This window comes from Streptomyces roseolus, from assembly GCF_014649855.1.
GTDB classification, from domain to species: Bacteria; Actinomycetota; Actinomycetes; order Streptomycetales; family Streptomycetaceae; genus Streptomyces; species Streptomyces roseolus.
On the sequence record NZ_BMTV01000034.1, the window covers coordinates 42,304 to 66,080 of the forward strand.

Genomic DNA, 23,777 nt, shown 5'->3' on the forward strand with positions numbered 1-23,777 from the left:
GGCGTGCTGCTGTCCGCCGCGGTTGCGCCCCCCGTTCTGCGTCGAGCCCTGGAAGCATTCCGGCGTCCGACGACGAAGGGGGCAGGATGGTCCAGCCGACGTGCAGCGCTCCTACCCAGAGCGGAGGTCGCTGCCGGAACAAGGCGATGACGGGTACCTCGCGGTGCTCCAAGCATCAGGGGGCGTGGTCCCCGTACGGGGTCGAGCAGCGGAAGAAGAAGGAAGCCGAAGCCAAGATGAAGAAGCTTCGGAAGAAGCGGTAGCGGGCCGTCGAGTGGGGCGGGCTGACATCTAAAGCTGACATCAACGGCTGCGGATGACGGTGGTCGCACACGAACCGCCGGGGCGGTGGTGACCAGCGATCCGCCCTTGGCGAGAGCGTCCCGCACGAGCTTACAAAGCAGATGTCGGCGGTTCGAAACCGTCCGCGCCCACCAGCACAAAGGCCCCCGCAGCTCATCGCTGCGGGGGCCTTTGACGGTAGAGACTGACGGCAGTCTCACTCGGGACGGCGCCGGCGGAGCAGCCGGTCCATGTGCCCCATCGCCTCCCTCCGACGCTCGTCGGAGACGTGGGTGTAGATGTTCATCGTGACGGCGATCTGCGAGTGCCCCAGGATCTCCATCACGACCCGCGCCGGCACGCCCGCGGCGAACAGGAGCGTTGCGCACCCGTGCCGGGCGTCGTGGAGCCGGATCCGGGGGAGCCCCACAGCCTCCGTGATCCGCTGGAACGAGCGGCTGAGGTTCATCGGCTCGACCGTGCGACCGGTACGCGTCGTGAAGACGTAGTCACTGTCCTGCCAGTCCGCCCCCGCCGCGGCCCGCTGTGCGGACTGGCGGAGCCGCTGCCAACGCAGCGGCGGCACGCACATGAGGGGCAGGGGGATGATGCGGCTCCGCCGGTTCTTAGTGGAGTCCGCGTACAGCTCGTTCTGCACCCGCTGGATTTGGTTCCGCACGGTGAGGGTGCGGCGCCCCAGATCGATGTCCGACCAGCGAAGCCCGAGCACCTCCCCGCGGCGCAGGCCGAGGGCGACGGCGAGGACGAACGCGGCGTACAGCGCATCCCCCCTCGCCGCCTCCAGGAAGGTTGTCGTCTGCTCCAGGTCCCACGGCTTCAGCTCCCGGTGCTCCACACGCGGGGCCGGCACGAGTTTGACCACGTTCCGGCTGATGAGTTCCTCCCGACAGGCGGCGCTCAGCGCGCTCCGTAGGACCCGGTGGGACTCCTTGGCCGTAGCTGGAGACGCCTGGGCGGAGACGGCGGCGATCATTCGCCGGACGTCGGCCGTCCCCAGGTTCTCCAGGCGCTTCGTCCCGATGTTGGGGATCAGGTAGAGGCGGACGTGTGTCTCGTACTTGGCATACGTCGTCTTCTTGCGGTCGTCCTTGACGAACTGCTCCAGCCAGTAAGGCAGCCACTCGGAGAGCTTGGCCGAACGGGTCGGGGTGGGGATGCCCTGGCGGTCTCGACGGACGAGCTCCTGCCGCTTGGTATCGCACTCATCCCACGTGGCCCCGTACACCGTCTTTCTCTTCCGGGTGCCGTCAGGCTGCGGGACGTACACGCGAGCCTCGTAACGCCCGTCCTTGCGCTGCCAGATGCTGCCGGCGCCGTTCGGGTTCCTCTTGCGTGCCATTAGGCGGCTTCCTCCAGGCGGTTGTTCATGTAGGTGCGAAGGGCGTCGAGGGGGATGCGGCGGCAGCGGCCCTCGGTGTAGCTGGGCAGCGCGCGGGAGCGGATGAGGTCGTAGACCTTGCCACGGCTGTACTTCAGGGCGGCCATAGCCTCGGGGACGGTCACAGCGATGTGGCTGGTCGGGATTGGGTCCGTCATAACGGTGTCTCCTCCACAGGGGTGAGTGGCTGAGGGGGCGTCGCATCTGTCCGAGGTGGGGATTTCTGCGTCATCGCGTCATCAGCGTCACTCGAGCCGTTGACCTGCTGGTTTTGGTGACGCAGGGGGTGACGGGCTGCGTCACCGGTGACGCAGCTGTCCGTCATGGGGTGACGCAGGTGACGAAGGGTGACGCAGAGATTCAGGCTCTGCGTCACCTTCGTTGGCGCAGGTCAGGCCCGCTTTTCGGGGCCGTGGTGACGCAGGTGACGCAGGGTCTTTCTACTTAGGAAAAAGAGGGGCCTGTGTTCTGTTGTTGTGCGTGCCTTCAGGTGTGAATGGGGAGCCGCGGAGCGGCACGCCTTTGGGGCGGCGGCGGGCCGCCGAAGAGCAAGAGGAGCACCGCCGCGCCGAGGGGGTGCTCCTCTTGCCTGTGCGGCCGGAGCCGCGTGGCGCGGTCTAGAACACCTGCTGCTGCTGCTCGTCGGTCGGGGGCATGGGGCGGGCCATCTCGATGTAGCGGGCCGTCTTGGTGCGGCCCCAGTCGACCAGGACGCCGCGGGCGGCGAGGACGGGCTGGAGGCGCTTGAGGCGGTCGGAGAGGACCTTGCCAGTGGTGGGCCAGCCCTTGGGCAGGGGCCGGAACTCCCCCTCGCCGATGTAGAGCTGGGTCAGGCCGTGCAGCCACTCCGCGGACGTCATCCGTACGTTGGTGCCGGGCTCGATGCCGGTGGCGTGCTTGAGGACGGTCTGAGCGAGGAGGTCGCCCTCGATGACGTCGTCGTTGAGGTCGTCCAGGCTGGCCCGGTAGGCGTCCAGGGCGCCGAAGTTGCGGGCGGTGTCGAGCTGCGCGCACAGGTGGGCGAAGTCCGCCATCCGCAGGTCGGTCGGGATGTTGGCCTCGGCGGCCCGGACCTCGACGGCCAGGTCGAGCACGGAGCCGAGGATCACGGGCAGCGCCTGGGTGAACTCCGCCCACAGCTCCGCCTCCGTCCGCCGCACCCGGGGCCGCTCCAGGCGGAGGGGGAGGAGGCGTTCGGCGAGGTCGGGGCGGATGACGCCCACGTCGATGCCGGTGAGCAGCATCGGCCGGCGGTAGCGGGCACGGACGACGTCGCCGTCGGTGAACAGGGCGCGTTTGATGTTCTCGGCGCCGGTGACGATGCAGCACATCAGGTCGGACAGGTCGGGGCCGAGGTGGGAGAGGTTGTCGAGGCCGGTGACCCATCCGGCGGCGACGGCGGTGATCAGGTTCTCCTCGTCCTTCGGCGCCCGGCGCAGGTCGCCGCTCATCCCCTCGATGATCCGCACCAGCATCTTCCCGGCCGTCGACTTGCCCGCGCCCTGCGGGCCGGTGAGGAACGGGGCCGGGACCGGGACGTCGGGGCCGAGGCAGCCGACGAGCCACGCGAGGGCCAGGGACTCGGCGCGGGCGTCGCTGAAGTTGCACAGCCGCATGAGCAGGTCGATGCCCTTGCCGTTGGTGTCCTTGACCGGCAGCGGGAGCTCTCCGGTGAGCTGGGTGCGGCGCCAGCAGACCTCGCGGGGGTCGGGGACGGTGATGTCCCAGCCGGTGGGGTGGATGCGGACGGACTGGCCGTCGTCGCGGCCGAGGTCGAGCCAGGTGGCGCCGTCGAAGCCGGGGGCGACGCGGATGTGGACGGGCTGGACGTCCTCGGTGAGGGCGAGTGCTTCGATCAAGTCGAGTGCCTCCTTCAAGGCGGTTCCGTTGAAGACGCCGTGGCCGTCGCGGAACAGACCGACCATGAGTTCCTGCCGGTGGCTGCCGGTGGTGCCCTGGGAGCGGATGGGGCGGGCGACGGGGTGGCCGTTGCGCTGGGCGTAGACGGTGCCGTCGACGGTGCGGAAGTACCGGAAGTGGGCGCGGGCGTAGTCGGTGATGACCTCGCGGGCCGGGTTCTTCTCGTCCTCGGACATCGCTACATCCCCAGAGCGGTGGTGGCGTTGGTCCAGGCGTCCGTGCAGTGCCGCGGGGACTCGCCCTTGGCCTGCGCGGCGGTGAACAGGCGGCCGATGTGGGCGTCGGTGAGGCAGCCGCACCGGCCGTGCGCGGACAGCACCGCCAGAAACGTCCGGTACACCGTCGCGTGCACCCCGGTCGCGGCCTCGGTGATCCGCTGCTCCGCCATCGCGATCCCGCGCTCCAGGTAGACCGGGGAGCGGTGCGGGCACTGCCCGCCGCCGACCGGAGCGGGCACCGTGACGGGCCGGGGCGCGGGCCGGGCGGCGGGCTTCTCCGCGGCCAGGTCGTGTACGGCGGCAGGGACGTCGGCGATGGTGCCGGTACCGGGGCCGAGCCAACGGGCATAGGACATCAGCGACTTGACGTCCACACCGGGGCGGACGGCGTTCACGGAGCGCACGGCGCCGGAGTAGATCCAGTGCTCCCCGCGCGTCGTCTGCACGGTCGTGGTGGGCGGAAGGTTCGTCCGGGCCCATTCCACGGCGTCGGCGTTGTCGAGGTCGACGACGGTCACGCCGGCGCCGCCGGGGTGGTAGCCGATCGCCCTCGCCCGCCGCCAGGCCGCCGCCCACTGCGGGGAGCCGAGGACGCTCGGGTCAGTGGTGGCGGCGGCCCAACCGTGGCACGGCCACGGGCACACGCAGGGGCCGGGGGCCTTCATGTTCGGTCGTCCGCCGCACGCCAGGCCCTGACAGGCCTGGCAGAGGCCGAAGGGCCGCTTGTCGGCGAGCAGGGGCAGCACGGGCAGTCCGTGTTCGGCGAGACCGAGGGCGGTGGTGGGGAGGCTGTTCACGCGGCCACCGCCGCGTGGTCTCGTCGGATCTGGTGTGCATGGGTCATGCTGGGTGTCTCCAGTTCGTTGGTAGCGGTCTGGAACGAGGGCGGCCCCGGCTTTGGCGAGACGGGGGCCGCCCTTCTTGCTGGGGTGGGTCAGAGGTTGGAGAGGGCTTCGGCGAGGGTGGCGGTGAGGTGGTTGATGGGGGTGGCGGCGCCGGTGGAGGCGAGGAGGAAGCCGAACATGGCGGCGGTGAAGGCGGCGCCGGGGCTGAGTTCCTTGGAGCGCAGGAGGAAGAACAGGGCGATGCCGAACAGGAGGATGAGCGAGACGGTGACGGCCATCGAGTGAGGTCTCCCTGGGAGGCTGCGGCCCGGGTTTCCGGGCCTGTGAGGGTCCGGGAGGGGGCCGGACACGCCCCCTTTACCGGCCTTACCTTGCAGGTCAGAGGCCCTTACCGCCCCCATGACCGGGGTAAAGGGCCCCCTCTACTTCGCGGCCCCTGCCGGAGGCTCCGGGAGGGTCCCTGCGGGGGTGGGTGATCTTGGGGTGGGTAGAGGGGGACCCCTCTACCGGCCGGCCGACAGCAGGATCTCGGCGGGCACCGCGGCCTCGATGTCGCGGCGCTGGTACCCGGCGCCGTTGGCGCCGCTGATCTTGACCTGCTTGCTGGTCCGCTTCACCCCGGCGGCCTCCAGGGCGGAGGCGAGGGCCTCGGCGTTGAAGTCGCCGTAGGTGTCCTCGTCGATGTTGACGAGTCCGGCGAGGAGGTCGGTGGTGAACATGCGCGGGGAGTGGCGCATGACTTCCAGGACGTCGGAGACGATCGGCGGGACGGTGATGCCGGCCGCGTCGGCGGCGGCGGTGACGTCTCCGGCGGCGTCGCCGGTGAGCTGTCCCGTCTCCTCGCGCAGGGCCCGGCCCTTGCGGCACATTTGCGCGAACGTGGGCCCGTCGAGGTAGTCGGCCCGCACTGTCACGTACGACGCCGGGCCGGTGACCAGGACCCCGACGCCCTTGTGGTCCTCGGACAGGACGGAGGCGTCGGCGCCTTGGGCGGCCTTGCCCTTGCCCAGGACCATGTCGGAGCTGGTGCGGTCGACGACCTGGGTGGAGTAGCGGATGGTGATGATCTCCCGCAGCTTGGCGGGGACGGACTCGGCGTCGGGCCGCTGACTCGCAAAGTTGGAGATGAATCCGGCGGCCGGGCCGCGGCGGGCGATGCGGCACAGGTCGTTGATGACCTGCTCGCGGTCCTCGCGTTCCATGGCGGTGAAGTACTCCTGGAGTTCGTCGATGGTGACGAAGATGACCGGGAGGCTGTAGCGGGCGACGATCTCCGGGGTGAGCTTGCCCTCCGGGCACACCGACGTCGGCAGGTCCCGCAGCAGCGCGAAGCGGCGCTCCATCTCCCCCAGCAGCTCGGCGAGCATGGCCTTGAGAGCTTCGATGGCGTCGTCCTCGGCGCCCATGACGAGGCGGTGGGCGACGGCCTTCATGGGCATCCAGTCGGCGCCGCCCTTGCCGTCGGCGACGTAGTGCCGCACGTACGGGTCGAGCAGGCCGGCGGCGGTCAGCAGGCGCTGGGTGAAGGTCTTACCCCGGCGCGGGAGCCCGCCGAAGAACATTGACTGCCACATGACCGGGACGCTGATGCGGATGCCGCGGGCGTCCTGGCCGAAGGGGACCGGCTCCCAGATGGAGAACCTGTCGGCCTTCTCCAGCGGTGACGGGTTGGGGGTGCCGAGGTAGGGGTCGTCGTCGGCGACCCACATGGAGACGCGGCCGGCGTTGCCGCCGTTGGCGGCGCGGACGCGGGACATGATGACCTGGATCTCGTCCACGCCGAGTTCCTGGGCGATGACCTCGCGCTTGGCCAGCACGTCGGAGGCGGTCTTGCCTCCGCCCCGGGGCATGTCGAAGATCACCGACCAGCCGCGCCCGTCGCGGACGGGGCCCATCGTGCACGACACGCGCGGAAGGTCCTTCTCGTCCTTGCCGCTGCCGCTTTTGAGGAGGCCGGCGGCCCGCAGTGCGTCGTTGAGCTGCTGCGCGGACATGTCCACCCGGATCGGCGGCGCCGCCTGGTCCAGCAGCCGCGTCTCCGCACCCCGGCCGAGGTGGGCGAGGGGGATGGTGACGGCGGCGCCGATCCCGGTCTGCAGGAGGGGGTCTGCGAGCATGATGCCGGTCGCGGCGGCGGCGACGCCGACGGCGGCGATCCCGAACCGCCACTGGCGGGTGCGGGTCCGCTCGGCGTAGGCGGCCTGGTGACGGGCCGCGAGCTCGATGTCCTCCGGGCGGACCTTCAGCTGGGCCTTGAGCGCCTTGACGGTCGCGGACTGCTCCTGCGCGGAGAGGGTCGGCCAGATGCCGGTCACGGCGCGGTAGAAGCCGCGGGCGGCAAGCAGCACCGTCTTGAACAGGTACTTCGGGGTGCGGACCGCGTGGTAGCGGGCGTGCCACCAACCGAGTCGGCACAGGGCGGTGGTGTTCTCGCGCAGCGACTTCACCGACCGCGCCCACACCGGCAGGATCGGCCCGTCGGGCACGGTCAGCCAGTCCGCGAGCGGGTTGCCCGGCAGGTCGATCACGTCCACGCCCGTACCCTCGGCCGACTCGGCCTCGGTGGCGGCCGGTTCGGCGGGGGCGGGGGTGGGCTTGGTGAGGTCTATGGGCGGGGTGTCGGTGCGGGCGGCCCGGTGGTCGTCGAGGCTGACCACCGTTGCCTCGGTCAGAGGCTCGGTCATGATGGGGGTTCTCCTGCTGCTCGTGAGAGTGGGAGGGAGGGCCCGGGGCGGCCGGTGTGCTTGGCGGCTGTCGGCCGCCCCGGGGCGCGGCTACTTCTTGCCGCGGGCGTTCTTCTCGGCGCGCTCGCGGGCGCGGTCGAGGATGCGGTCGACCTTCTTCTCCAGGTCGGCCTGGTAGACGTTCTCGCCGGCGATGCCGCGCTTGCACATGCGGGCGACGTACCAGGCGAACTGCGCCTTCTCGCTGGTGGTGAGGGGCGGGTGGTCGGGGTCGTAGTCGGTGTTCGGCTTGGCGGCCATGGCGGTCTCCTCCGGGGTGGTGGGTCAGCGGCGGGCGAAGGGGTTGAGGCCGAAGCCGCAGCGGGGGGTGGGGCAGACGCGCGGGTTGGGCTTGGGGGCGGGCTTGAAGCACTTCGGGCAGTGGGTGAAGTCGAAGAACCGGCGACGGGTGAACATCCAGGACTCCTTGGTGTGCGGTGGGCGCGGGGCTGTCCCGGCTCCCCTTCCACCCCCAACCGCGAGGGGCTGGGGGTGGGCGGGCAGTCGTCAGCGGCGGCGCAGGTTCTTGCGGGCCTTGCCGAGGTTCGTGGCGGCGTTCGCCCCCTCGGTGCCGCCGATCGAGCGGACGACGGTGACGACACCCCAGGCCAGGACGGCGGCCAGGAACGCGAGCAGCGCCAGGTTCGCGGCGATCGCGGTCAGGGCGCCGACGAGCAGGGGGCCGAAGTAGACCCCGGCGGCTACCGTGCCGGCGCCGATCCCGGAGCCGAGCGCGATCCGCTGCACGGTCCGGTCCGGCGGGGCCTGGTGGATGTGCTGGTGGATGACCTGCGGCACCTGCGCAGGCTGGACGGGGGCGGGGAGCTGGTCGGTGTAGGCGTAGGTGCCGTCCGGGAGGCGGACGACGGGGGCGGGCTCGGGAAGGTTCGACATGGGTTCTCCCGGGTCAGATGGCCAGCGCGAGGGCGGCGAGCGCGAGGGCGAGGATGTGGGCGGTCTGGTCGACGTGCGCGGCACCGCCATGGGCGGCCCACGACGTCTGCCGCATCCGGGACATCCACCAGCGCACCGGCCAACGGCGGTCAATGAACGCATGCGTCGACCCGATCCACAGCAGAGCCGCCGCGGCGGCCGGGACGGAGACGGTGACGTCGAGGGCGGCGGCGCCGGCGGTGAGGGCGAGGCCGCACGCGGTCACGTGGGTGGCGGCGTGGGTCAGGTTCGCCCGCCACCCCTGGGCGCCGCCCTCGGCTTTGTGGGCGGCCTGGTGGTCGGTCTGGAACGGGTAGTCGGCCAGCAGGTGACCGAGGTAGAGCAGCACGAACACGGTCGCGAACACGGGAAGCTCCTCGGTGCCGCTCACGCGGCGGCGCGGGTCGGAGTGGTCAGGAGGCGGTGGCGGTGACGCGGCGCCATGCGGCACGAAGCCGGGTCTCGCTCGCGCTGTGGCCGGCCGCGCGGAAGCGAAGCGAGAGTTCGCGGTAGGACAGCGGCGGCGTCTCGCTGGTACGGAGTTCGGTGACGATCCGGTCCAGGTCCTCGTCACTCAGCGAGGGGGCCGCGTCGAGCGCGGGAACCGGCTCGAAGGGGCCCCAGACGGGCAGTTCCCAGCGAGGCTGTGACGTGGGTGTGACGCGGTCGGTCACGCAGGTCAGAGCCCGTGCGGTGCCCTCGCCCTGCCGGGCCGTCTCCAGCGTTGCCCAGGCCCCGGAGAGCCGTTCGGCGGTCTTGGCCTGGACGCGTGCGACGCGTGCCCCGGCCTCGGTCACGGCCGTCAGCCGGGTCTCCTCCGTACCCGCCTGCGCCCGCAGCCGCGCGCGGGCCACGGCCGCCTCGTCCCGGGCTTCCTGCTGGATGCCGCGGATCGCATCGAGCGCGACGGGGGTGAGGGCGGTGCGCTCCCACAGGCCGTGGACGAGCCACAGGCCCTTGGCCGCGAGCGGCAGCCAGGACACCGCCAGCCACGGGCCGGGCGAGGTTTCGCCGAGCGCGTGGGCGACCAGGACGGCGGTGGCGGCCAGGCCGAAACCCCAGCCGACCGTGGTGACGGGGGTGGAGTGGTCGCCCTGGGCGGCCAGGCGCCGCTCGTAGGCGAGGGTGGCCAGCCAGCCACCGTCCAGCCCGAGACCGACCACCAGGGCGATCGGCCACGGCATCGAACCGCCGAGCCACAACACGACCACGGCCAGCGTCAGGACCATCGACACCATCGTCATCCCGACGGCCGGCGCGGCGGTCACCATCGACTTCCTCATGCCGCACCCCCTACCGGCGTAGGGGTGTTGGTCAGGCCGGTCATGGCGGCGATCTGCTCGCCGGTGAGCTTGGTGTTCTCGTTCATGGCATGGGCCACCGTGCGGATCTCCCGCCACAGGTGACCGACCCGGCAGCGGGCCATGCCCCGCACCTGCGCCCAGGACTTCCCGCCCGCCGGAACGTGGTCGCGGCCGATCCGGATGCCCTGCTCGGCGAGGAGGTCGATGGCCTGCTCGCGGTCGTGCTCGGCGGCGCACAGGGCGCCGCGTTCCGGCGTCCACAGGCCGCGGATCATCAGGTACTGCACCTCGCAGAGCACGCCGGCCGCGCACATCGCGGCGTAGTGCCAGGCGTTCACGCTGTCCAGCGTCAGGGCGGTGTTGCCGGTCAGGCCCCAGCCGTCGTTCTCGATCGTCCAGGCGATGACCTCGCTGGTCATCACGTGGAAGCCGTAGGACATGGCCAGGACGGCGTGGCCGGCCTCGTGGAAGGCCATGCCGAGCCGGGCCTGCTCGTAGGTGAGTGTCGACTCCTTGCACGGCTTGGGGTTGCCCCGGTGGTCCGTAAGGAGTTCGGGGGCGGGGGCGGTGGCCATCACGCGGCACCGCCCGCCTGCGCCACGCCGGCGCGGTTCGTCAGGGCTCGGCGCTCGGCCAGGACCCGGTTGCGAGCCCGGCGGATCCGCCGCTCGTCCAGCACCAGGACCGGGCGGTCCAGGGTCATGATCTGCGCGTCGAGCAGGTCGACCTCCGCCAGGATCAGTGGGAGTTCCTGCTCGATCGCGTCCAGCTCCGCGTCCGACGGCTCACCGTCGAACGCCACGGCCGTAACGGCCGCCTGAAGTGCAGCGATGGACTTCATTGGGTGTGTTCCTCTCACACAGGAACGGCCCTAACGAGGCCCCGGAGTAGCCGCTCCGGGGCCTCTCGCCGTTTGGAACCATCCGGCTCCCCTCAACCCCGCCCGTACGGCACCCCGCGAGGGGCCCGGACGGGCGGAGGAGGCAACCGGCCGCAGCCGCCGAGGAGGCGGGTGCGGAGGGGTTGAGCTGCGCTGATCCGTACGCGAGGACAGAACCCACGTACGCCGCCCGCTTGTCGCTGGAGGGGGGCGGATACCTCAGCACGCTGTTCAGTTCTCAAGGACCCGGCGCTTCCATCGAGACCCTTCCGGGGACCCTCCGGGCGACATAGACGCAGGTCAAACACAAGATGGCGCCCACCCAAAGCATTGCCTAGGGGGGGTTGCCGTCTTGCTTGATAGGTACGGTAGGCAAACTCGGGACTGCGCGCAACCCCCTCTCGCGATAGAGTCTGATAGCCCCCCTAGGCGAAGGAGAATCGTGCAGCACGAGATGGAGAAGGTCGCCGAGGTAGCGGACCCCGTCGATCGCGCCAAAGCCGCAATCGACCTGATGGCCCGGTACCAGAGCCACGTCAACGAGCTGTCCCGCATCCGCCGAGAGGCCATCGAGGAAGCTCAGGCCACGGGCATGACGCAGGCGGAGATCGCCAAGCGCCTCGGCGTCAGCCGCGGTCGGGTGGGGCAGCTCGCGTCAGCCGGCCCGCCGCCTGAGCGTGCCTTCTTCGGCACGGACCTGGTGACGGTCTCGCTCGGCGGCAAGTACGAGGCGGGGAAGGCTCCTGACGAGTTCCCCAGCGAAGTGATCACCCGGGAAGACCTCGGCAACTTCGAGCACCTGCGGAAGTTGCTGGGCGGCATGAAGCTGGATGCCCAGTACGAGGTGATTCCGCCGTCGGGGATGGTGAACCTCAACCGAGAGAACCACGTCGTTATCTGCGGCCCCCGGCTCTCACCTCTCATCGCGCAGGTCCTCGAAGGCGACGACAACCTTGCCTTCGCCAAGGACAGCGCATGGCACCTGCTCGACAAGACCGCTGGCAAGGAGTACCGGTCCCCCCAGGATGAGGACGGATCGGCCGGCGATGTCGGATACCTGGGGCGCCTGCCCCGCCTGGACGGCAAGGGGACGTTTCTCTACGTCGCCGGCATCCACTCCATCGGAGCGAACGGCGTCATTCACTTCCTGGAGAACAACTTGGCCGAGCTGTACCGAGAGGTACGTACGCGCCGGTTCTCCACGCTGATCTCTTGCCGCTACGACCCGAAGACCCTCGAAGTTCTGGAGAGTCGTCGCGTCACCCCGCTGTACCGACACGAAGGCTGATCATGCGCGTCGCCATCGACACAGACCCCGGCGGATCGGCCCCCAACGAGGACTGGGTAGCCGCCACCCCCTCCCTCGCAATCGTGCTGGACGGGGTGAGCACCGCAGGTCTCGACACGGGATGCCGCCATGGCGTCCCGTGGTACGTCTCTCAACTCGGCAGTCGCCTTGTCGCTGCGCTGGCGAATCCGAACGAATCGCTGACGGCCGGCCTGGCCGCCGCCCTGGAACGAGTGGCGGCCCTGCATCCCGAGTGCGACTTGGCCAACCCTGGGACCCCGTCCGCAACAGTCGCCATCCTGCGCCAGCGGGAAGGGGCCTTCGATCACCTCGTACTGGCGGACTCCCCCATCATCTTGGAGGGCCCACAGGACTTCACCGTGATCACAGACCTGCGCGTCGACGACGTGCTTCCGGAGCTTCGCGCCGAGGTCGAACAGCACGAAACCCACACGGAGGAACATGAGGAGGCCCTGCGGCGATTCGTGACCGCGCAGCGCCAGACGCGGAACACACCAAGCGGCTACTGGGTGGCAGCCGGAAGCCCGACGGCGGCGGAGCACGCGATCGTCGGCAGTACCCCCGCCGAGGGCATCCGCACAGCAGCGGTGTTGTCCGACGGCGCTTCCCGTCTCGTCACGGAGTACGGCATGGCGACCTGGTCCGAGGTCTTCGCAACGCTACGGACCGGTGGGCCTCGTGCGCTGATCAACCGCGTCCGGGAAATCGAAGCCACGGACCCCACGGGCCGCCGATGGCCGCGTTACAAGTCGGGAGATGATGCCTCCGTCGCCTTCTGTCAGTGACAGAAACAGAGTTCGGTGGCATCCCAGGGCTCAGGTCATTGACCTGAGCCTTCTTCGTTGCCCGAAATCCGCTCGGAGGTAGAACGCCTCAACGAGAATCGGCCAATCCGGCCGTACATTGCCCCCCGGAAGTACGGAGCACGTTGGTCGGCGTGTGGTCGTAGTTGGTCACCCCTTCCGATGGCCAGCGGCGTGACCTGCATAAATACCGGTCTCGGCGCCTTCTGACTGCACTGCTCGATGGTTCGATGCCTCGGGTTCTACTCTCGCCGCATCAGGTTGGATCCGCCGTCGTTCGCAGGAGGGAGCCTTGCCGTTCCTGGACCAACTCAGCCGAGGCCAGCATGGCATGGGTTGAGATTCGGCCAACTTTGGACTAGTGGATCTAGCAGGAATTAGCAGGAATTAGCAGGAGTTAGCGGTGATTTGCCGCTTCGTAACATCACACGGCGTTTCACCTGCGGCGATGCGCTGGTGAGTAGTTGTTGCGAGGGGCCCTCGTCAACCTGCTTCGCCGCCCATACGCTCTCGGTTCTCCAGCGCTTCCGGAGGTCTCCCACCTCACCCCCCTGTTCGAAGGGAACTTCACCATGCCTTCTTGGCCGCGCATCACCTGCCCCGTGTGCCGGCGTTCGGTCGCCGTCAACCCTGATACTCGTCGGGTCGCTGATCACAAACACCCCCGGCCCAGGGAGCGCGCTCTCGACCTGATCTTGTGCCACGGGTCGGAGAGAGAGGTGGAGCTGGGGGGAGTAATGTTCCTACCCTTCACGGTGAATGAGCCGGTCGGCGAGGATACGCTCTTCTAACCCGCCTAGCTGCATTGACGGGCGAGCGGGAGCCCTGCGCCACCGCCAGGCGTTGTCCTGGTCTTTGTCCAGTACGCCGAGGTTCGCCGCCGTTCACAGCCATACTCGATCACCGAGTAGCCTGTGCGGCGAACTGCTGCGAACGCGCCTGAATGGACATACGGACAGTTGGAAAGCGTGTTGGGGGCAACCCTCTCACGAGTTCGAATCTCGTATCCTCCGCCAGCGCACAGCAGGGCGTACGAAGCTCCCGACCGCACAGCGGCCGGGACCTTCGTCATTCCTCCCTCGGGCAGGGCCGTTGGCTCAGCCGCCGACGAGGTCGCCCGTGCCGTCCACGCCGCCAGCGGCCGGCGCGCGCCTCGCCAGGACGACCTGAAAATCGGGGGGTGCGGGACAGCACCCTCCGCCTTCGCCTCCCCCGTGACCAGACCAGGGTCCGAGCAATCGGGAAGCCCGTTCTCCCGGAGGCCGATCAGTCCTCTAGTTCCGCTTCGTGTTCCAGGAAGTTTCTGGTTCCCCACTTCTTTCGCATCATTGTCAAGAATTCGGGTTTTGCGTGGGTCAAACAGGTGCGAGCGATTCCAACCCGGTTGTATCGGCCATCATCTTTGTCGTCGGGAAAAATCGCGTGTGGCGGATCGTCAATCTCATCTTGAAGGGCTGCCGGTAGGCCCGCTTCGATATCTCGGCTAAGATCTCTTAGGTCTGTGTAGCCGAAATTCCTGGCGTCCTGCACCAGGTCCGATACGTCGAACGCGCTGCTCGGGTCCCGGTCGGAAAATAGCTTCAAGAGAAGGGCGGTCAGAGTGTCTCCGTTGATGTCGGAAACCTCTGCCCCGGAATGAACGATTTCGTTCTCCGCATTTGCTGCCGACCGAAGTGCGGTATCTGCCAGCAACTCAAACTGCCGGTCCGCGACGAACAAGAGACCGCTCAGGGCGTGAAAGTCCCTGGTTACGGTGTGGGGAATGCTGTCTTCATTTTTATAGCTCAGGTAGTGAGAAATGTTCGCCCAGGCGTCCATCAGGATCGTACGGACCTGGATCTCAAACTTGAGGCCGCCGATGTGGTCATATCGGGGTCCAGAGTTTTCGCTGGAGAGTCTGCAGATGTAATGCTGAGACATGTAGCCGAAGGATGATGCGTCGCCATCCTGGATTTTGTCGTGATGACTTAGGACTTGAAACGTGTTCTCGATTACTTCGCGGATTTTGACGAGGTCTGACATGAAAAGGCATACCACTCGCGCGGCACCTAGATCCTCGCATTGAGTGAAGGGGTCGGCGTATTGTTTCCGATTTACCTTTTCTAGGAAACTTTCCAACGTCTTGGGGCGAGTGGAGATGGAGTGAATTTTGATTCCTGAAGATCCAATTTCCCTGCTTAGGGAGTAAGAGATCTCATTGCAAAGATCGCGGTATTTACCCTCCTGGGATTTGAATGTGCTGGTTAGCTCCTCGTTGTTGTTCCTCATGAGGTGCACAGTAGTCGCTGTTGCTTGCTGAGATGGACGAAACGATGCAATCGACATGGATTCCCCCACGTGCATCGGCTGGGGCCTCGACCCCGGCACCCTGCCAACTCGCGGTAGAGCAAGGCGATACGGTCACAGTTCGCCTCGATCCAGGAGCGTCCGCCGGCGTTCGCCCGCGGTCACACAACCGTCTGACCGGCGGCGCGGTGGTTCGAGCAGACGCGCACGGACGCCCCCGGCACAAGGTCGGACAACTCGTAATGCGTAGGCCTCGGGGCGTTCCCGTGCTGGCCAGTGGTCGCAGAGCGAGGCGCCTTGCACGCCTTGGCCCGCGTTGTCGGCAGGGTGCCAGCTTGTTCCTTGGTTCGGTCCCAGCCTGGCGGAGAACGGGCCGTCAATCTCCGTCATGGCGCCCCACCAGCGGCGGTGGCGGAGCGCCATGCGGGATCGAGTTGTCAGCAAAGAGCCTGGGCGTGGAGGCGTTCAGCAACGGCCTTCAGAGCACGCCGCAGACGTTCTCTGTTCTCTCCATAAGTCTTCAGCGCATGGCAGTTGGGGCAGAGCGCGATCATGTTGCGGGGGATGTCAGGTCCGCCCTTGCCCAAGTCGTGAACGTGGTCGACCTGCAGAATCGGCAGGCCGGCGGTGGTTCGTTCCTTAGGGTGTCCGTCGCAGTCAGGGTTTTCGCAGCTTCCCTTGCTGCGCCGTATGACCGCGGCTCGTGCACTGGGGTCGCGGACGTATCGGTCGGCCTGGGTCGGCTTCTTCCGCTCGCCGCGACGCTTGGCGTTCGCTTCCGCCCTCGCGGCCAGGCGCCGGTACGCGTCCTTGTCGCTCTCAAAAGTGTCGCGCTCTGCTGGATCCACGTCACCTGGGCGGTAGTCGCTCGTGTCATCGTGGAGGACGTCCCTGTCGACCTCCAGAGCGTCGAGGACATCAGAGGGCCACGTGTCAGGGTCCGGAGAGGGCACGGGAGCGAGTACCCAAAGGAACTCACGGCGCCACTTCTTGTCCTCGCCGATGCCCCACCGCCGTCTGCGCTGCGTGATGACAGCCCAGGTCTCGAAACTGAACTGCCCTCCGTACGGCTTGTGCCAGTAGCGCAACGGGCGTCCTTCGGCCTGGTGCATGGCCATAAGGGCGTTGCCGTCGGTGATCGTCTGGTCTCCCGAGAGGCCATCGCCGACGTATGCAATCCAGTTCGTGTCCGGGATACGCCCGTCGGCGTACGGTCCCTTGTCGTCGGAGAAGACGCTCAAGATTCCGTCGTTGAGGCAGCCGATTCCTGCCATCTTCTGGCCGCCGTAGGACCGCCAGATGGCATCCCGGTCCTTGAAGGTCTCACCGAGCAAGGGGCGCAGGGGATCCGCCCACCTGCCGGCGAGCAGGTCGTGAAGGCCGAAGTCCTCCAGCAGGCTCTCAGGGAGAGGATAGAAGTATCGCAAGATGAGCCCGGCAGCAGCCTCCGCGGCCTCGTCGGGGTGGGAGCGCAGGAGCTCGTAGTCCTCCTCGCAGAGTCCACCACCCGGGTTGACGCGGTTCAGCGACTCGACCGTCGGCCGCCGGCCCAAACTGGTGAGTGTCAGCTCTTCCTCGTGCTTAACGGTCCAGAGGTCGTCCCGCACCAGGGCCCAGAAGGGGTAGCGGGCAGCGTCTACCCCATCTTCGACCTGCGCGTACTTCTCCATCAGAGGCGCCACCGCATCGCGAACTGTCGACCAAGACTGCACACGAGGCGCCCCCGCCACTACCTGGCCGAGCGACCACAGGAGGAGTACCGGGCGATGAAGGGCGGTACCCGACCTGCTGCGTCCCGGGCGCACATCCCCCACTCGTCGGCGGAACGACTTCGGAGGCTCGCTCACGGTGAAGCCCTCACGCCTCAACCACGCCGCTGCAGCCTTGGCACCGCCGCTCAACTGAGACGGCTTGAGAGCAGTGCCGAAGTCAAACTTGTGAGCAACCCCCGCTATGGCCTTGGAGTCGTACTGCTTGCCCTCGTGCATGAGGACGTAGGTGACCGCGGCTCGGTAACCGTAGGCTTCTCGGAAGCCGTCTGCGCCAAGGTCGTCATGCTCTGCAATCGCCTGCAGGATGCCAGCCCGAGTGATCTCAGAAGGTGCCATAGGCGCCACCGTAGATCAACGCACTGACAACGAGCAGCGGGGCGGGCATGCGCTGAGGTTTGGTACTGGCCTGACGGCAGTCCGTGACGGCAACGTCGATGCACCTGGAGAGTCCCAAAAGCTCGTTGACGCCTGGGTCAGGCTCGACTGCACAAGTAGCTGTGAGGCCGGCGGCGTAACTGGGCGAACTTACAAAGCAGATGTCGGCGGTTCGAAACCGTCCGCGCCCACCAGCAGGTAGCACGACGAAGGCCCAGTCCACCGGTGCTTGTCCGGGGTCTGGGCCTTGTTCGTTTCGGGGGCGGGGGAGTGGCGGAGGGGTGGCGTGCCACTGGGATGCCGCGTTCTGCATCGGGCTTGACCGGCGGCGGGCCGGGGTCTTAGAGGTGCTTGTCCTTGCCGTGGAGCCAGGCGGCTGTGTCGAGGATCCTCAGGGCTCCGATGTCCTCGCCGATGCCTGCCAGGCTGCGGACGTCCTCGAGGTGGGACATCAGCCTGTGGTCGTCGGTGCGGAGGGCGTGGCGGACGTCGGACCAGAAGGTCAGGTCTGTCGGTGGGCGTTCGAAGACCTTTTTGATCACCGAGTCGTGGACGGGCAGCAGGCGGGGGCGTTTGCGGGCGAGGAGCTTTCCGGCGCCGACCGGGCCGATGCCGTCGACATCGCGCAGGCTCTGCCACAGGGTCCACGCAGGGCTGTCCTTGGCGATGTGCCGCTCGTTCGCGGCGGCGAGGTCCAGGTCTACGGGAATCCGTGAGAGGAGAGGGGTGTACGGGTTGCGGCCCGGGGGCTCCAGCACGTGGAGGACTGCTCGTGCCGGGATCTCGACGCTCAGTGTGGCGACGGCGATGAAGTCCGCCGGTGTGAAGCGGTCAGCCGTCTCGGGCCGGTCTCCGCCGCCTGCCAGTCGCTCGAACCGCGCACCGGTATACGCCGGTGTTCCGTCGGGGAGGAGCTCCCAGTACCGGCGGAGCAGGCCGGCGACGTAGGGGCGGTTCCACAGGGCCTCCGGGATGTTCAGCGTCATCGGGCCTCCCTGCGCTGGGTCGCCGCATCGGGACGCGGCCGCACCGCCTTCTTGCTCAGCAGGGTCACCAGGGCGGTGGCGGTGGTCAGGGCGGCCTCGGCCGCCTCCTGGGTCACGGGGACCTCCCGCGGACCGCCGGCGTGACGGTCGCTGTGCCCTTCCCACAGGTCCGTGAGCATGGCGACGACCCCGCGGGTGTCGCCCGGCTTTCCGGACTTGTCCGTCAGCGCGTATGCGTACTTGGCGTCCGCGTCGCGGAGGTGATCGCGCACCTTGCCGAGCGTGGGCAGTGGGTCTCGCGGCAGGAACGTCGGACACGCGACGGCCTCGACCGCGCGGATCGCGTCCACGTACGAGCCGCTCGGGTCGGCGTGCACCGCCATCAGCTTGTCGCGCGCCCGGTCCAGGGACCGCCGCGCCGCGAGGTAGCCGCTGGTCCCCGCGGCATCGGCTGCCGTGTTCAGCGCTTCGCTGAGGCCCACTTCCATCCTCCGCTGGAGTCCGCGCCGGTCCGGTGTCACCTCGTACACCGACCGTGACTCGACCAGCAGGCGGTTCAGCGGCTCGACGATCCGCTTGGTCCGTCTGGTCCTGCCGCTGAGCCAGGTGACCATCGGCTGCTTCTCCGGGCCCGGCGGTTCGGTGCACAGCAAGAAGAGCAAGGCGTCGACGACGTCCCACAGGACTTCCCGCTCCGTTCCCCAGGCCAGGTGCAGCACGCACGGGTCGACAGGCTCCGGGAGAACCGGGGACGACCGCCGCGAGTGCTCCCCGGCCGCGCCGCCTGCTCCGCCTCCCAGCGAGCGTCGAGCCGCGCCTGCTCCCTGTCGCGCCTTCGCCGCTCGCGCACGTACGCGTCCACATCCGCCTGCGGGAGCACGAGATCCAACCGCGCCATCACATGCTTCGCTTCGCCGGGATTCCGCGCCGCCGTCTCCTCGATCCACGTGCGGAGCGCGGGCTCGAGAGGCTCCGGCACGCCCTCCACGAGAGCGGGCACAGGAGCCGTTCCCACGCGAACGGACAAGAGGTGTCGGCTGATTGAGCTCATGCGTCGACGGTAGCGCCCGGAAGATACACGTCACCTTCTCGATTTCCACACACAGGCCCCTGGGGTGGAGCTAGCGGATCCGTCGGGGCAGCCCCGACAGGCCGCCGCGCCGGGTCGGCCAGGTCAGGGCTCGGACCAGGCCGTTGGTCACGATCCAGTACCCGGGGTGCACCCAGCCTTCCTCCTTGGACAGAAGCCCCGGACCGTCGTCACGGCACACGCGCCGTACCAAGCGGTCGTACGCCGGACCGCCGGCCACCAGCAGCACAGGCGCGGTGAGGATCGCACCGATCCAGACACCGCACCGGAGGGCCAGTTGGGCACGTCCGTCGATTCGCACGCGATGAGTATGGCGCCTACGACCGCAGGCTGGGGGCGGCCCCTGCCGGTCGTGGTCGTGGTCGTGGTCGTTGTGGCGGCGGCATCATGCTGACCATGACTCTGGGAAATGGTTCGGCTCCGGTCGAGAGCACGCGCGTGACGGTTGCCGCTGAGGGCGGAGGGCTTGTCTTCTCCTGGGAGGCCGATGCCCGGATCGAGGTACGGGACCTCGGCGGCGAGGTCGTCATCGAGGCGAACGCCGCGGGGCTCAGGACGCTTGCCGGGCACCTTCTGGTGCTGGCGGGGGACGGGATCCGGGACGGGGCCCATCTGCACCTCGAGGACGGCAACGGGCTGGAGGGCGGGTCCGTCGGTCTGGTTCTGGAGCGCAATGACGAGGGGTGACTCGTCGGGCGGACGCGAGTCGTTCGGCCTCGACCCCATGGAACCGCAGTGGTCGCTCCGGCGTCGAGGAGCGGAGGTGGCCACCAGCGTGTTCGTGTTTCCGGACGGGGTGGCGAGCTGGGGGTCGGCCGACGAGGCGGGGTACCCGGAGCGGTGGACGCGTCCCTCCGTCTCCTGTGGCTGCCCCGCAGGATCCGCGGCGGTCGCACCGGCGGGAGGACGCGTGGCGGCGCGGGGAGCGCCGAGTTGACGGGGATGTCGGGGGTGGGTGTACTCGCGGGATGGTTGATGTGGGGGACGCTCCTGAAGTGGGGGCCGTCGGTGGGGACATGACGGCGGAGAAGTACATCGGGACGCGGATGGCGGAGTATCAGGAGTGGTACGACGTCAAGGCCGCGCGGATGAAGGCGATGCATCTGCGGATGCGGACGGTGTCCGTGGTGGGTGGGGCGCTGGTGCCGGTGTTCGTGAATCTGGACGCCGGGTTCGCGCGGGCGACCGCGACCGTGCTGAGTGTGGTCGTCGTGGCCGCGGTGTCGTTGGAGAGCGTCTACCGGTATCGGGAGCAGTGGAAGAACTACCGGTCCACCGAGCAGCTCCTCGGGCACGAGCGGGTCTACTTCGAGGCGCGGGTCGGGCCGTACCGGGAGCTGTCGAAGCGGGAGGCGTTCGCGTTGCTGGTGGCGCGGGTGGAGAAGGCCATCGCGAATGAGAACGCCGCCACGCTGAACGTGATGACGCTGGGCGGGCAGGTCGGCGGGGACGCGGAGGGGAGGGCCGCCGCGGTGCCCGTCGCCGCGGTGCCCGCCGCGCGGGAGGGGTAGGCGTCGGGGGTCAGGCGTCGAAGTCGTATTCCAGGATGTAGGACGAGGCGTCCAGGGTCATCTCGTTGAGTTCGACCGGGCGGCCCGGTTCCGTGAACGCCGTGCGGCCGATGAGGACCACGGGGGTGCCCGGCGGGAGGGTCAGGAGGGTGGTCTCGTCGGCCGTCGGCATGCGGCAGCGGATCTCCTCGCGGAAGCGGACCGGGCGGTGGCCCAGCTCCGCCAGCCGGGCGTACGTGCCGCCCGGCCCCGTGTCGGGGCGGGCGACCGCCGTGTCGCGGACCAGGTCGGCGGAGAGGTACGAGACCGAGAGCAGCACCGGCTTTCCGTCGAGGACGAAGCGGCGGCTGCGGACGCACACGGGGGCCTCCGCCGGCAGGCCGAGCGCGGCGGCGACCCGGGGGCCCGCCTCCTCCTCCGTCACCGCGATCCGGTCCACGACCAGGTCGCGGTTCTCCGCCTCCGCCGCCCACACCGAACGCCCGCCCGCCCAGCCGTCCGCCGCGAGGCGCGGGATGCCCCTGCGGCGCAGCGGGCGGAAGGCGCGGACGAAGACTCCGGCGCCCTTGCGGGCCTCCGTGAGGCCCTCGCCGCGGAGGACCGAGAGGGCCTGGCGGGCGGTCATCCGGGCCACCTCGTAGGTGGACATGAGGTCGTTCTCGCCGGGGAGCCGGTCGCCCGGGGCGAAGGCGCCGGACTGGATGGCTGTTCTCAACTCATCCGCGATGCGCTGGTACTTGGGGCGACGAGTGCTGTCCTGGTCGGTCACGAGTGGACCACTCCCTTCGTCTGCGGGACACCCTAAGGGGCGCTCCGCGGCCAGGGTGCACACGTGTGCGCCGTCCTGCCCTCGTGATCCATCCATCGGGGGACATCTCTAGAGATACGTTGACAGCGCGGGGTCTCCGCGTTTCCCTGGGTGTCCCCATCGAGCGATCGGGACCGGGACGGAGGGGTGGCGTGCAACCTGTACCCGAGGTCGGCGACCTCGTCCGCGACACCGCCACGGGGCGCGTCGGCTTCTTCGTGCGGAGCGCCTCCGGACGCTTCCTCATCCGCGCCGTCCACGGCGGCCCCGACGCCGAGTGGGAGGCCGAGCCCCGCGACGTCCAGCTCGCCACGCCCCTGCGCGAGCTCCGCGCCCGTGCCGCCGAACTCAACGCGCGCAGCCGGCGGGGGCTGAACTGACCCCTGGCCGCGCACGGCCGGGACGGGGCGCCTACGGCCGCGGGGCCCGCGTACGGTCGCGGGGGTCCGCGTACGGCCGCAGGGTCCGCGTACGGCCGCGGGGTCGTATACGGCCGCGCCTGGCCGTGGTCGGCGTAGCTCCTCCGTGGTCGGCGTGCTCTTCCGTGACTGGCGTGCTCGTCCGTGACTGGCCGGATTCCGTCGGTCGGGTCCGTCCCCGCGCCCCGCGTCCCCTTCCGGCGCTCCGCCCGCTGTCAGTGGGGCGGGTCACACTGGAGGCATGTGCCGCAGCATCAAGACGCTCCGTCCGCCCGTCCTGTCCCACGAGGCCACCCAGGACGACATCCGCGCCGCCGCGCTCCAGTACGTCCGCAAGGTCTCCGGCTTCCGCGCCCCCGCCGCGCACAACCGGGAGGTCTTCGACCGGGCCGTCGACGAGATCGCCGACGCCACCGCCCGGCTCCTCGCCACCCTGGAGGTGAGAGGAGCGCACCACCACGCCGTCAGGACGCCGGAGCCGGAGCCGCGCCCGGGCGCCGTATGAGATAGCCGGCCAGTCCGCCGGCGAGCAGCAGCGCCAGGGTCGACACCCCCGCGCTGAACCAGGTCGCGCCCAGCCACTGGCCGCCCAGCCAGCCGAGGCCCACGCTGTACGAGGCCCAGATCACCGCCGCCAGGGCCGACCAGGGCAGGAACTCCTCGGGGCGCCGCCGTGCCGCACCCGCGCCGAGGGAGACCACCGAGCGGCCGGCCGGGGCGAAGCGGGCGAGGACCACGATCAGGCCGCCGCCGCCGGCCAGGGCGGTGCCGAGGCGCTCCCGCGCCACGGTCAGGCGGCGCGAGCGGGCTATCGCCCGGTCCATGCGGCGCCCGCCGCGCAGCGCGAGCCGGTACGCGAGGAAGTCGCCGAGCGCCGAGGCCGCCGCCGCGGTGAGCAGCAGCGGCAACAGGGAGGGGACGTCCGCGGGCGCGGTCGCCGAGCCGAGGGCGGCGGAGGCGGCGGTGGCGGCGGAGATCACGAGGAAGCCGCTCGGCAGCACGGGAAGGAAGACGTCGAGCAGGATCGACGTCGCCACCACCGGATAGATCCACGGGCCTGCGGTCAGTGACCTCAGCGAGCCCATGCTGTCGAGCAGATTCACAGGGCCAGAGCCTACGCGCCGCCGCCCGGGCCCCCGTCGGGTGGGTGCCGACGGGAGCCCGGGCGGGACGGGCGGAGCGGTGGGACGGGCGGAGCGGTGGGGCGAGCGGACCCGGCCGCGAGCGGTGGCACGGGAGCCGCGCCGGCCGTGGGGCGGGCGGCACGGTCGGGCGTCCGGCGGGTGGGGCCGTCGGCGTCCGGCGGGAGTGGTCGCCGAGCGCTGACGCGGAGGGAGCGGTGGGGATCCGGGAGCGGTGTCGCCGCGGGGCCTCGGCCCTCAGGCCGCGACCGGCGTGCTCTGCTTCTCCGTGCCCCGGTCCGGCTCCCCCGCGGCGGAGCCCTTCGCGCCCCTTCCGCCGAAGAGGCCGTCCAGCGCGAGGGCGCCCGGGCCGGTGAAGATCAGCAGGGCGAAGGCCCAGCAGAAGAGCGCGGCGGTCTCGCCGTGGTTCTGGAGCGGGAAGAGGGCCTCGGGCTGGTGGGCCCAGAAGTACGCGTACGCCATCGAGCCCGAGGAGACGAGGGCCGCGCCGCGCGTGCCGAGGCCGACGAGGACCAGGCCGCCGCCGACGAGCTGGATCACCGCCGCGTACCAGCCGGGCCAGGTGCCGGCGGGGACGGTGCCGCCGCCCGCCGCGCCGCCGAGGACGCCGAAGAGCGAGGCGGCGCCGTGGCAGGCGAAGAGCAGGCCGATGACGATGCGGAAGAGGCCGAGCGCGTAGGGCTGCGCCCGGTCGAGGCGGTGCGTGAGGGTGCTCATGGTGGGGGAACTCCTTCGGCCTGGCCCGCCCGGGGGAGGGGGCGGACGTGGGGGA

General features: G+C 69.5%; 27 protein-coding genes. 6 read left to right on the plus strand and 21 right to left on the minus strand.

Features of this window, described 5'->3' with window-relative positions:
* Positions 1 to 499: 499 nt before the first annotated feature.
* From IE245_RS31295 to IE245_RS31350, 13 genes are all read right to left on the minus strand, one after another.
* A complete protein-coding gene (locus tag IE245_RS31295; protein WP_189953750.1) occupies positions 500 to 1,642 on the minus strand; it encodes a tyrosine-type recombinase/integrase in 1,143 nt (380 codons plus the stop codon).
* The gene (locus IE245_RS31300) at positions 1,642 to 1,839 is read right to left on the minus strand and encodes a helix-turn-helix domain-containing protein (protein WP_189953752.1); all 198 of its coding nucleotides are present in this window, start codon (positions 1,837 to 1,839) and stop codon (positions 1,642 to 1,644) included. The genes IE245_RS31295 and IE245_RS31300 overlap by 1 nt, the downstream gene beginning before the upstream one ends.
* Before the next feature lie 459 nt (positions 1,840 to 2,298).
* Complete coding sequence (locus IE245_RS31305; protein ID WP_189953754.1) at positions 2,299 to 3,777, minus strand: AICE element replication initiation protein; 1,479 nt, start codon at positions 3,775 to 3,777, stop codon at positions 2,299 to 2,301.
* A 2-nt stretch (positions 3,778 to 3,779) separates the two neighbouring features.
* The gene (locus IE245_RS31310) at positions 3,780 to 4,616 is read right to left on the minus strand and encodes a bifunctional DNA primase/polymerase (protein WP_189953756.1); all 837 of its coding nucleotides are present in this window, start codon (positions 4,614 to 4,616) and stop codon (positions 3,780 to 3,782) included.
* Positions 4,617 to 4,753: 137 nt separating this feature from the next.
* Entirely contained in the window at positions 4,754 to 4,942 is a 189-nt protein-coding gene (locus IE245_RS31315; protein ID WP_189953758.1) for a hypothetical protein, read from the minus strand.
* 225 nt (positions 4,943 to 5,167) lie between these two features.
* Positions 5,168 to 7,348 carry an FtsK/SpoIIIE domain-containing protein gene (locus IE245_RS31320; protein ID WP_189953760.1) on the minus strand — a complete coding sequence of 727 codons (2,181 nt, stop codon included), beginning with the start codon at positions 7,346 to 7,348 and terminating at the stop codon, positions 5,168 to 5,170.
* A 90-nt stretch (positions 7,349 to 7,438) separates the two neighbouring features.
* A complete protein-coding gene (locus IE245_RS31325) occupies positions 7,439 to 7,648 on the minus strand; it encodes a DUF6257 family protein (RefSeq protein WP_189953762.1) in 210 nt (69 codons plus the stop codon).
* Positions 7,649 to 7,672: 24 nt separating this feature from the next.
* Positions 7,673 to 7,804, minus strand: coding sequence for a hypothetical protein (locus tag IE245_RS37840; RefSeq protein ID WP_268256602.1), 132 nt, complete (start codon positions 7,802 to 7,804; stop codon positions 7,673 to 7,675).
* 90 nt (positions 7,805 to 7,894) lie between these two features.
* A complete protein-coding gene (locus IE245_RS31330) occupies positions 7,895 to 8,281 on the minus strand; it encodes a DUF6251 family protein (protein ID WP_189953764.1) in 387 nt (128 codons plus the stop codon).
* Between the two features lie 13 nt (positions 8,282 to 8,294).
* Positions 8,295 to 8,687 (minus strand): DUF3307 domain-containing protein, encoded by a 393-nt coding sequence (locus IE245_RS31335; protein ID WP_189953766.1) that lies wholly within the window; start codon positions 8,685 to 8,687, stop codon positions 8,295 to 8,297.
* Between the two features lie 46 nt (positions 8,688 to 8,733).
* Positions 8,734 to 9,603: a protein spdB gene (locus IE245_RS31340; protein ID WP_189953768.1), complete on the minus strand. Its 870-nt coding sequence runs from the start codon at positions 9,601 to 9,603 to the stop codon at positions 8,734 to 8,736.
* Entirely contained in the window at positions 9,600 to 10,199 is a 600-nt protein-coding gene (locus tag IE245_RS31345) for a hypothetical protein (RefSeq protein WP_189953770.1), read from the minus strand. Before IE245_RS31345 ends, IE245_RS31340 begins: the two co-directional genes overlap by 4 nt.
* A complete protein-coding gene (locus tag IE245_RS31350) occupies positions 10,199 to 10,465 on the minus strand; it encodes a DUF6284 family protein (protein WP_189953773.1) in 267 nt (88 codons plus the stop codon). Before IE245_RS31350 ends, IE245_RS31345 begins: the two co-directional genes overlap by 1 nt.
* A gap of 481 nt (positions 10,466 to 10,946) precedes the next feature.
* Between IE245_RS31350 and IE245_RS31355 the strand changes: the two genes are divergently transcribed.
* Both IE245_RS31355 and IE245_RS31360 read left to right on the plus strand, forming a co-directional pair.
* A complete protein-coding gene (locus IE245_RS31355; protein ID WP_189953775.1) occupies positions 10,947 to 11,792 on the plus strand; it encodes a sigma factor-like helix-turn-helix DNA-binding protein in 846 nt (281 codons plus the stop codon).
* Positions 11,793 to 11,794: 2 nt separating this feature from the next.
* Positions 11,795 to 12,598, plus strand: coding sequence for a protein phosphatase 2C domain-containing protein (locus IE245_RS31360; RefSeq protein WP_189953777.1), 804 nt, complete (start codon positions 11,795 to 11,797; stop codon positions 12,596 to 12,598).
* A gap of 1,284 nt (positions 12,599 to 13,882) precedes the next feature.
* Here the strand turns inward: IE245_RS31360 and IE245_RS31365 are convergent.
* The 5 genes from IE245_RS31365 to IE245_RS31385 form a co-directional block, all read right to left on the minus strand.
* A complete protein-coding gene (locus IE245_RS31365) occupies positions 13,883 to 14,884 on the minus strand; it encodes a GTP pyrophosphokinase (protein WP_189953780.1) in 1,002 nt (333 codons plus the stop codon).
* Positions 14,885 to 15,339: 455 nt separating this feature from the next.
* Positions 15,340 to 17,010 (minus strand): HNH endonuclease signature motif containing protein, encoded by a 1,671-nt coding sequence (locus IE245_RS31370; RefSeq protein ID WP_189953781.1) that lies wholly within the window; start codon positions 17,008 to 17,010, stop codon positions 15,340 to 15,342.
* Positions 17,011 to 17,390: 380 nt separating this feature from the next.
* Positions 17,391 to 18,035 (minus strand): DUF6308 family protein, encoded by a 645-nt coding sequence (locus IE245_RS31375; RefSeq protein WP_189953783.1) that lies wholly within the window; start codon positions 18,033 to 18,035, stop codon positions 17,391 to 17,393.
* Positions 18,032 to 18,754 carry a hypothetical protein gene (locus IE245_RS31380; RefSeq protein WP_189953785.1) on the minus strand — a complete coding sequence of 241 codons (723 nt, stop codon included), beginning with the start codon at positions 18,752 to 18,754 and terminating at the stop codon, positions 18,032 to 18,034. Before IE245_RS31380 ends, IE245_RS31375 begins: the two co-directional genes overlap by 4 nt.
* A 402-nt stretch (positions 18,755 to 19,156) precedes the next feature.
* Positions 19,157 to 19,426, minus strand: coding sequence for a hypothetical protein (locus IE245_RS31385; protein WP_189953786.1), 270 nt, complete (start codon positions 19,424 to 19,426; stop codon positions 19,157 to 19,159).
* Positions 19,427 to 19,512: 86 nt separating this feature from the next.
* On the opposite strand from IE245_RS31385, the gene IE245_RS31390 reads away from it, so the two are divergent.
* Both IE245_RS31390 and IE245_RS31395 read left to right on the plus strand, forming a co-directional pair.
* Positions 19,513 to 19,812, plus strand: a complete 300-nt coding sequence (locus IE245_RS31390) for an Imm32 family immunity protein (protein ID WP_229851749.1) — start codon at positions 19,513 to 19,515, stop codon at positions 19,810 to 19,812.
* 329 nt (positions 19,813 to 20,141) lie between these two features.
* On the plus strand, positions 20,142 to 20,636 hold the full coding sequence (locus IE245_RS31395; RefSeq protein WP_189953809.1) for a DUF4231 domain-containing protein: 495 nt from the start codon (positions 20,142 to 20,144) through the stop codon (positions 20,634 to 20,636).
* 10 nt (positions 20,637 to 20,646) lie between these two features.
* On the opposite strand, the gene IE245_RS31400 is transcribed toward IE245_RS31395, so the two are convergent.
* A complete protein-coding gene (locus IE245_RS31400; protein ID WP_229851752.1) occupies positions 20,647 to 21,405 on the minus strand; it encodes a GntR family transcriptional regulator in 759 nt (252 codons plus the stop codon).
* Positions 21,406 to 21,596: 191 nt separating this feature from the next.
* Between IE245_RS31400 and IE245_RS31405 the strand changes: the two genes are divergently transcribed.
* Positions 21,597 to 21,824: a hypothetical protein gene (locus tag IE245_RS31405; RefSeq protein ID WP_189953812.1), complete on the plus strand. Its 228-nt coding sequence runs from the start codon at positions 21,597 to 21,599 to the stop codon at positions 21,822 to 21,824.
* 280 nt (positions 21,825 to 22,104) lie between these two features.
* Positions 22,105 to 22,368 (plus strand): DUF2277 domain-containing protein, encoded by a 264-nt coding sequence (locus IE245_RS31410; protein WP_189953814.1) that lies wholly within the window; start codon positions 22,105 to 22,107, stop codon positions 22,366 to 22,368.
* On the opposite strand, the gene IE245_RS31415 is transcribed toward IE245_RS31410, so the two are convergent.
* Both IE245_RS31415 and IE245_RS31420 read right to left on the minus strand, forming a co-directional pair.
* Positions 22,328 to 22,948, minus strand: coding sequence for a DedA family protein (locus IE245_RS31415; RefSeq protein WP_373305435.1), 621 nt, complete (start codon positions 22,946 to 22,948; stop codon positions 22,328 to 22,330). The genes IE245_RS31410 and IE245_RS31415 overlap by 41 nt on opposite strands.
* A gap of 294 nt (positions 22,949 to 23,242) precedes the next feature.
* Positions 23,243 to 23,722 (minus strand): DoxX family protein, encoded by a 480-nt coding sequence (locus IE245_RS31420; RefSeq protein ID WP_189953816.1) that lies wholly within the window; start codon positions 23,720 to 23,722, stop codon positions 23,243 to 23,245.
* Between the last annotated feature and the right edge of the window lie 55 nt (positions 23,723 to 23,777).

What these genes read in the sequence shown, in the direction of transcription:
- IE245_RS31295 (WP_189953750.1), bottom strand. Translation starts at nt 1,642, where the DNA reads ATGGCACGCAAGAGGAACCCGAACGGCGCCGGCAGCATCTGGCAGCGC.
- IE245_RS31300 (WP_189953752.1), bottom strand. Translation starts at nt 1,839, where the DNA reads ATGACGGACCCAATCCCGACCAGCCACATCGCTGTGACCGTCCCCGAG.
- IE245_RS31305 (WP_189953754.1), bottom strand. Translation starts at nt 3,777, where the DNA reads ATGTCCGAGGACGAGAAGAACCCGGCCCGCGAGGTCATCACCGACTAC.
- IE245_RS31315 (WP_189953758.1), bottom strand. Translation starts at nt 4,942, where the DNA reads ATGGCCGTCACCGTCTCGCTCATCCTCCTGTTCGGCATCGCCCTGTTC.
- IE245_RS31320 (WP_189953760.1), bottom strand. Translation starts at nt 7,348, where the DNA reads ATGACCGAGCCTCTGACCGAGGCAACGGTGGTCAGCCTCGACGACCAC.
- IE245_RS31325 (WP_189953762.1), bottom strand. Translation starts at nt 7,648, where the DNA reads ATGGCCGCCAAGCCGAACACCGACTACGACCCCGACCACCCGCCCCTC.
- IE245_RS37840 (WP_268256602.1), bottom strand. Translation starts at nt 7,804, where the DNA reads ATGTTCACCCGTCGCCGGTTCTTCGACTTCACCCACTGCCCGAAGTGC.
- IE245_RS31330 (WP_189953764.1), bottom strand. Translation starts at nt 8,281, where the DNA reads ATGTCGAACCTTCCCGAGCCCGCCCCCGTCGTCCGCCTCCCGGACGGC.
- IE245_RS31340 (WP_189953768.1), bottom strand. Translation starts at nt 9,603, where the DNA reads ATGAGGAAGTCGATGGTGACCGCCGCGCCGGCCGTCGGGATGACGATG.
- IE245_RS31345 (WP_189953770.1), bottom strand. Translation starts at nt 10,199, where the DNA reads ATGGCCACCGCCCCCGCCCCCGAACTCCTTACGGACCACCGGGGCAAC.
- IE245_RS31350 (WP_189953773.1), bottom strand. Translation starts at nt 10,465, where the DNA reads ATGAAGTCCATCGCTGCACTTCAGGCGGCCGTTACGGCCGTGGCGTTC.
- IE245_RS31360 (WP_189953777.1), top strand. Translation starts at nt 11,795, where the DNA reads ATGCGCGTCGCCATCGACACAGACCCCGGCGGATCGGCCCCCAACGAG.
- IE245_RS31365 (WP_189953780.1), bottom strand. Translation starts at nt 14,884, where the DNA reads ATGAGGAACAACAACGAGGAGCTAACCAGCACATTCAAATCCCAGGAG.
- IE245_RS31370 (WP_189953781.1), bottom strand. Translation starts at nt 17,010, where the DNA reads ATGGCACCTTCTGAGATCACTCGGGCTGGCATCCTGCAGGCGATTGCA.
- IE245_RS31375 (WP_189953783.1), bottom strand. Translation starts at nt 18,035, where the DNA reads ATGACGCTGAACATCCCGGAGGCCCTGTGGAACCGCCCCTACGTCGCC.
- IE245_RS31390 (WP_229851749.1), top strand. Translation starts at nt 19,513, where the DNA reads ATGCTGACCATGACTCTGGGAAATGGTTCGGCTCCGGTCGAGAGCACG.
- IE245_RS31395 (WP_189953809.1), top strand. Translation starts at nt 20,142, where the DNA reads ATGACGGCGGAGAAGTACATCGGGACGCGGATGGCGGAGTATCAGGAG.
- IE245_RS31410 (WP_189953814.1), top strand. Translation starts at nt 22,105, where the DNA reads ATGTGCCGCAGCATCAAGACGCTCCGTCCGCCCGTCCTGTCCCACGAG.
- IE245_RS31415 (WP_373305435.1), bottom strand. Translation starts at nt 22,948, where the DNA reads ATGGGCTCGCTGAGGTCACTGACCGCAGGCCCGTGGATCTATCCGGTG.
- IE245_RS31420 (WP_189953816.1), bottom strand. Translation starts at nt 23,722, where the DNA reads ATGAGCACCCTCACGCACCGCCTCGACCGGGCGCAGCCCTACGCGCTC.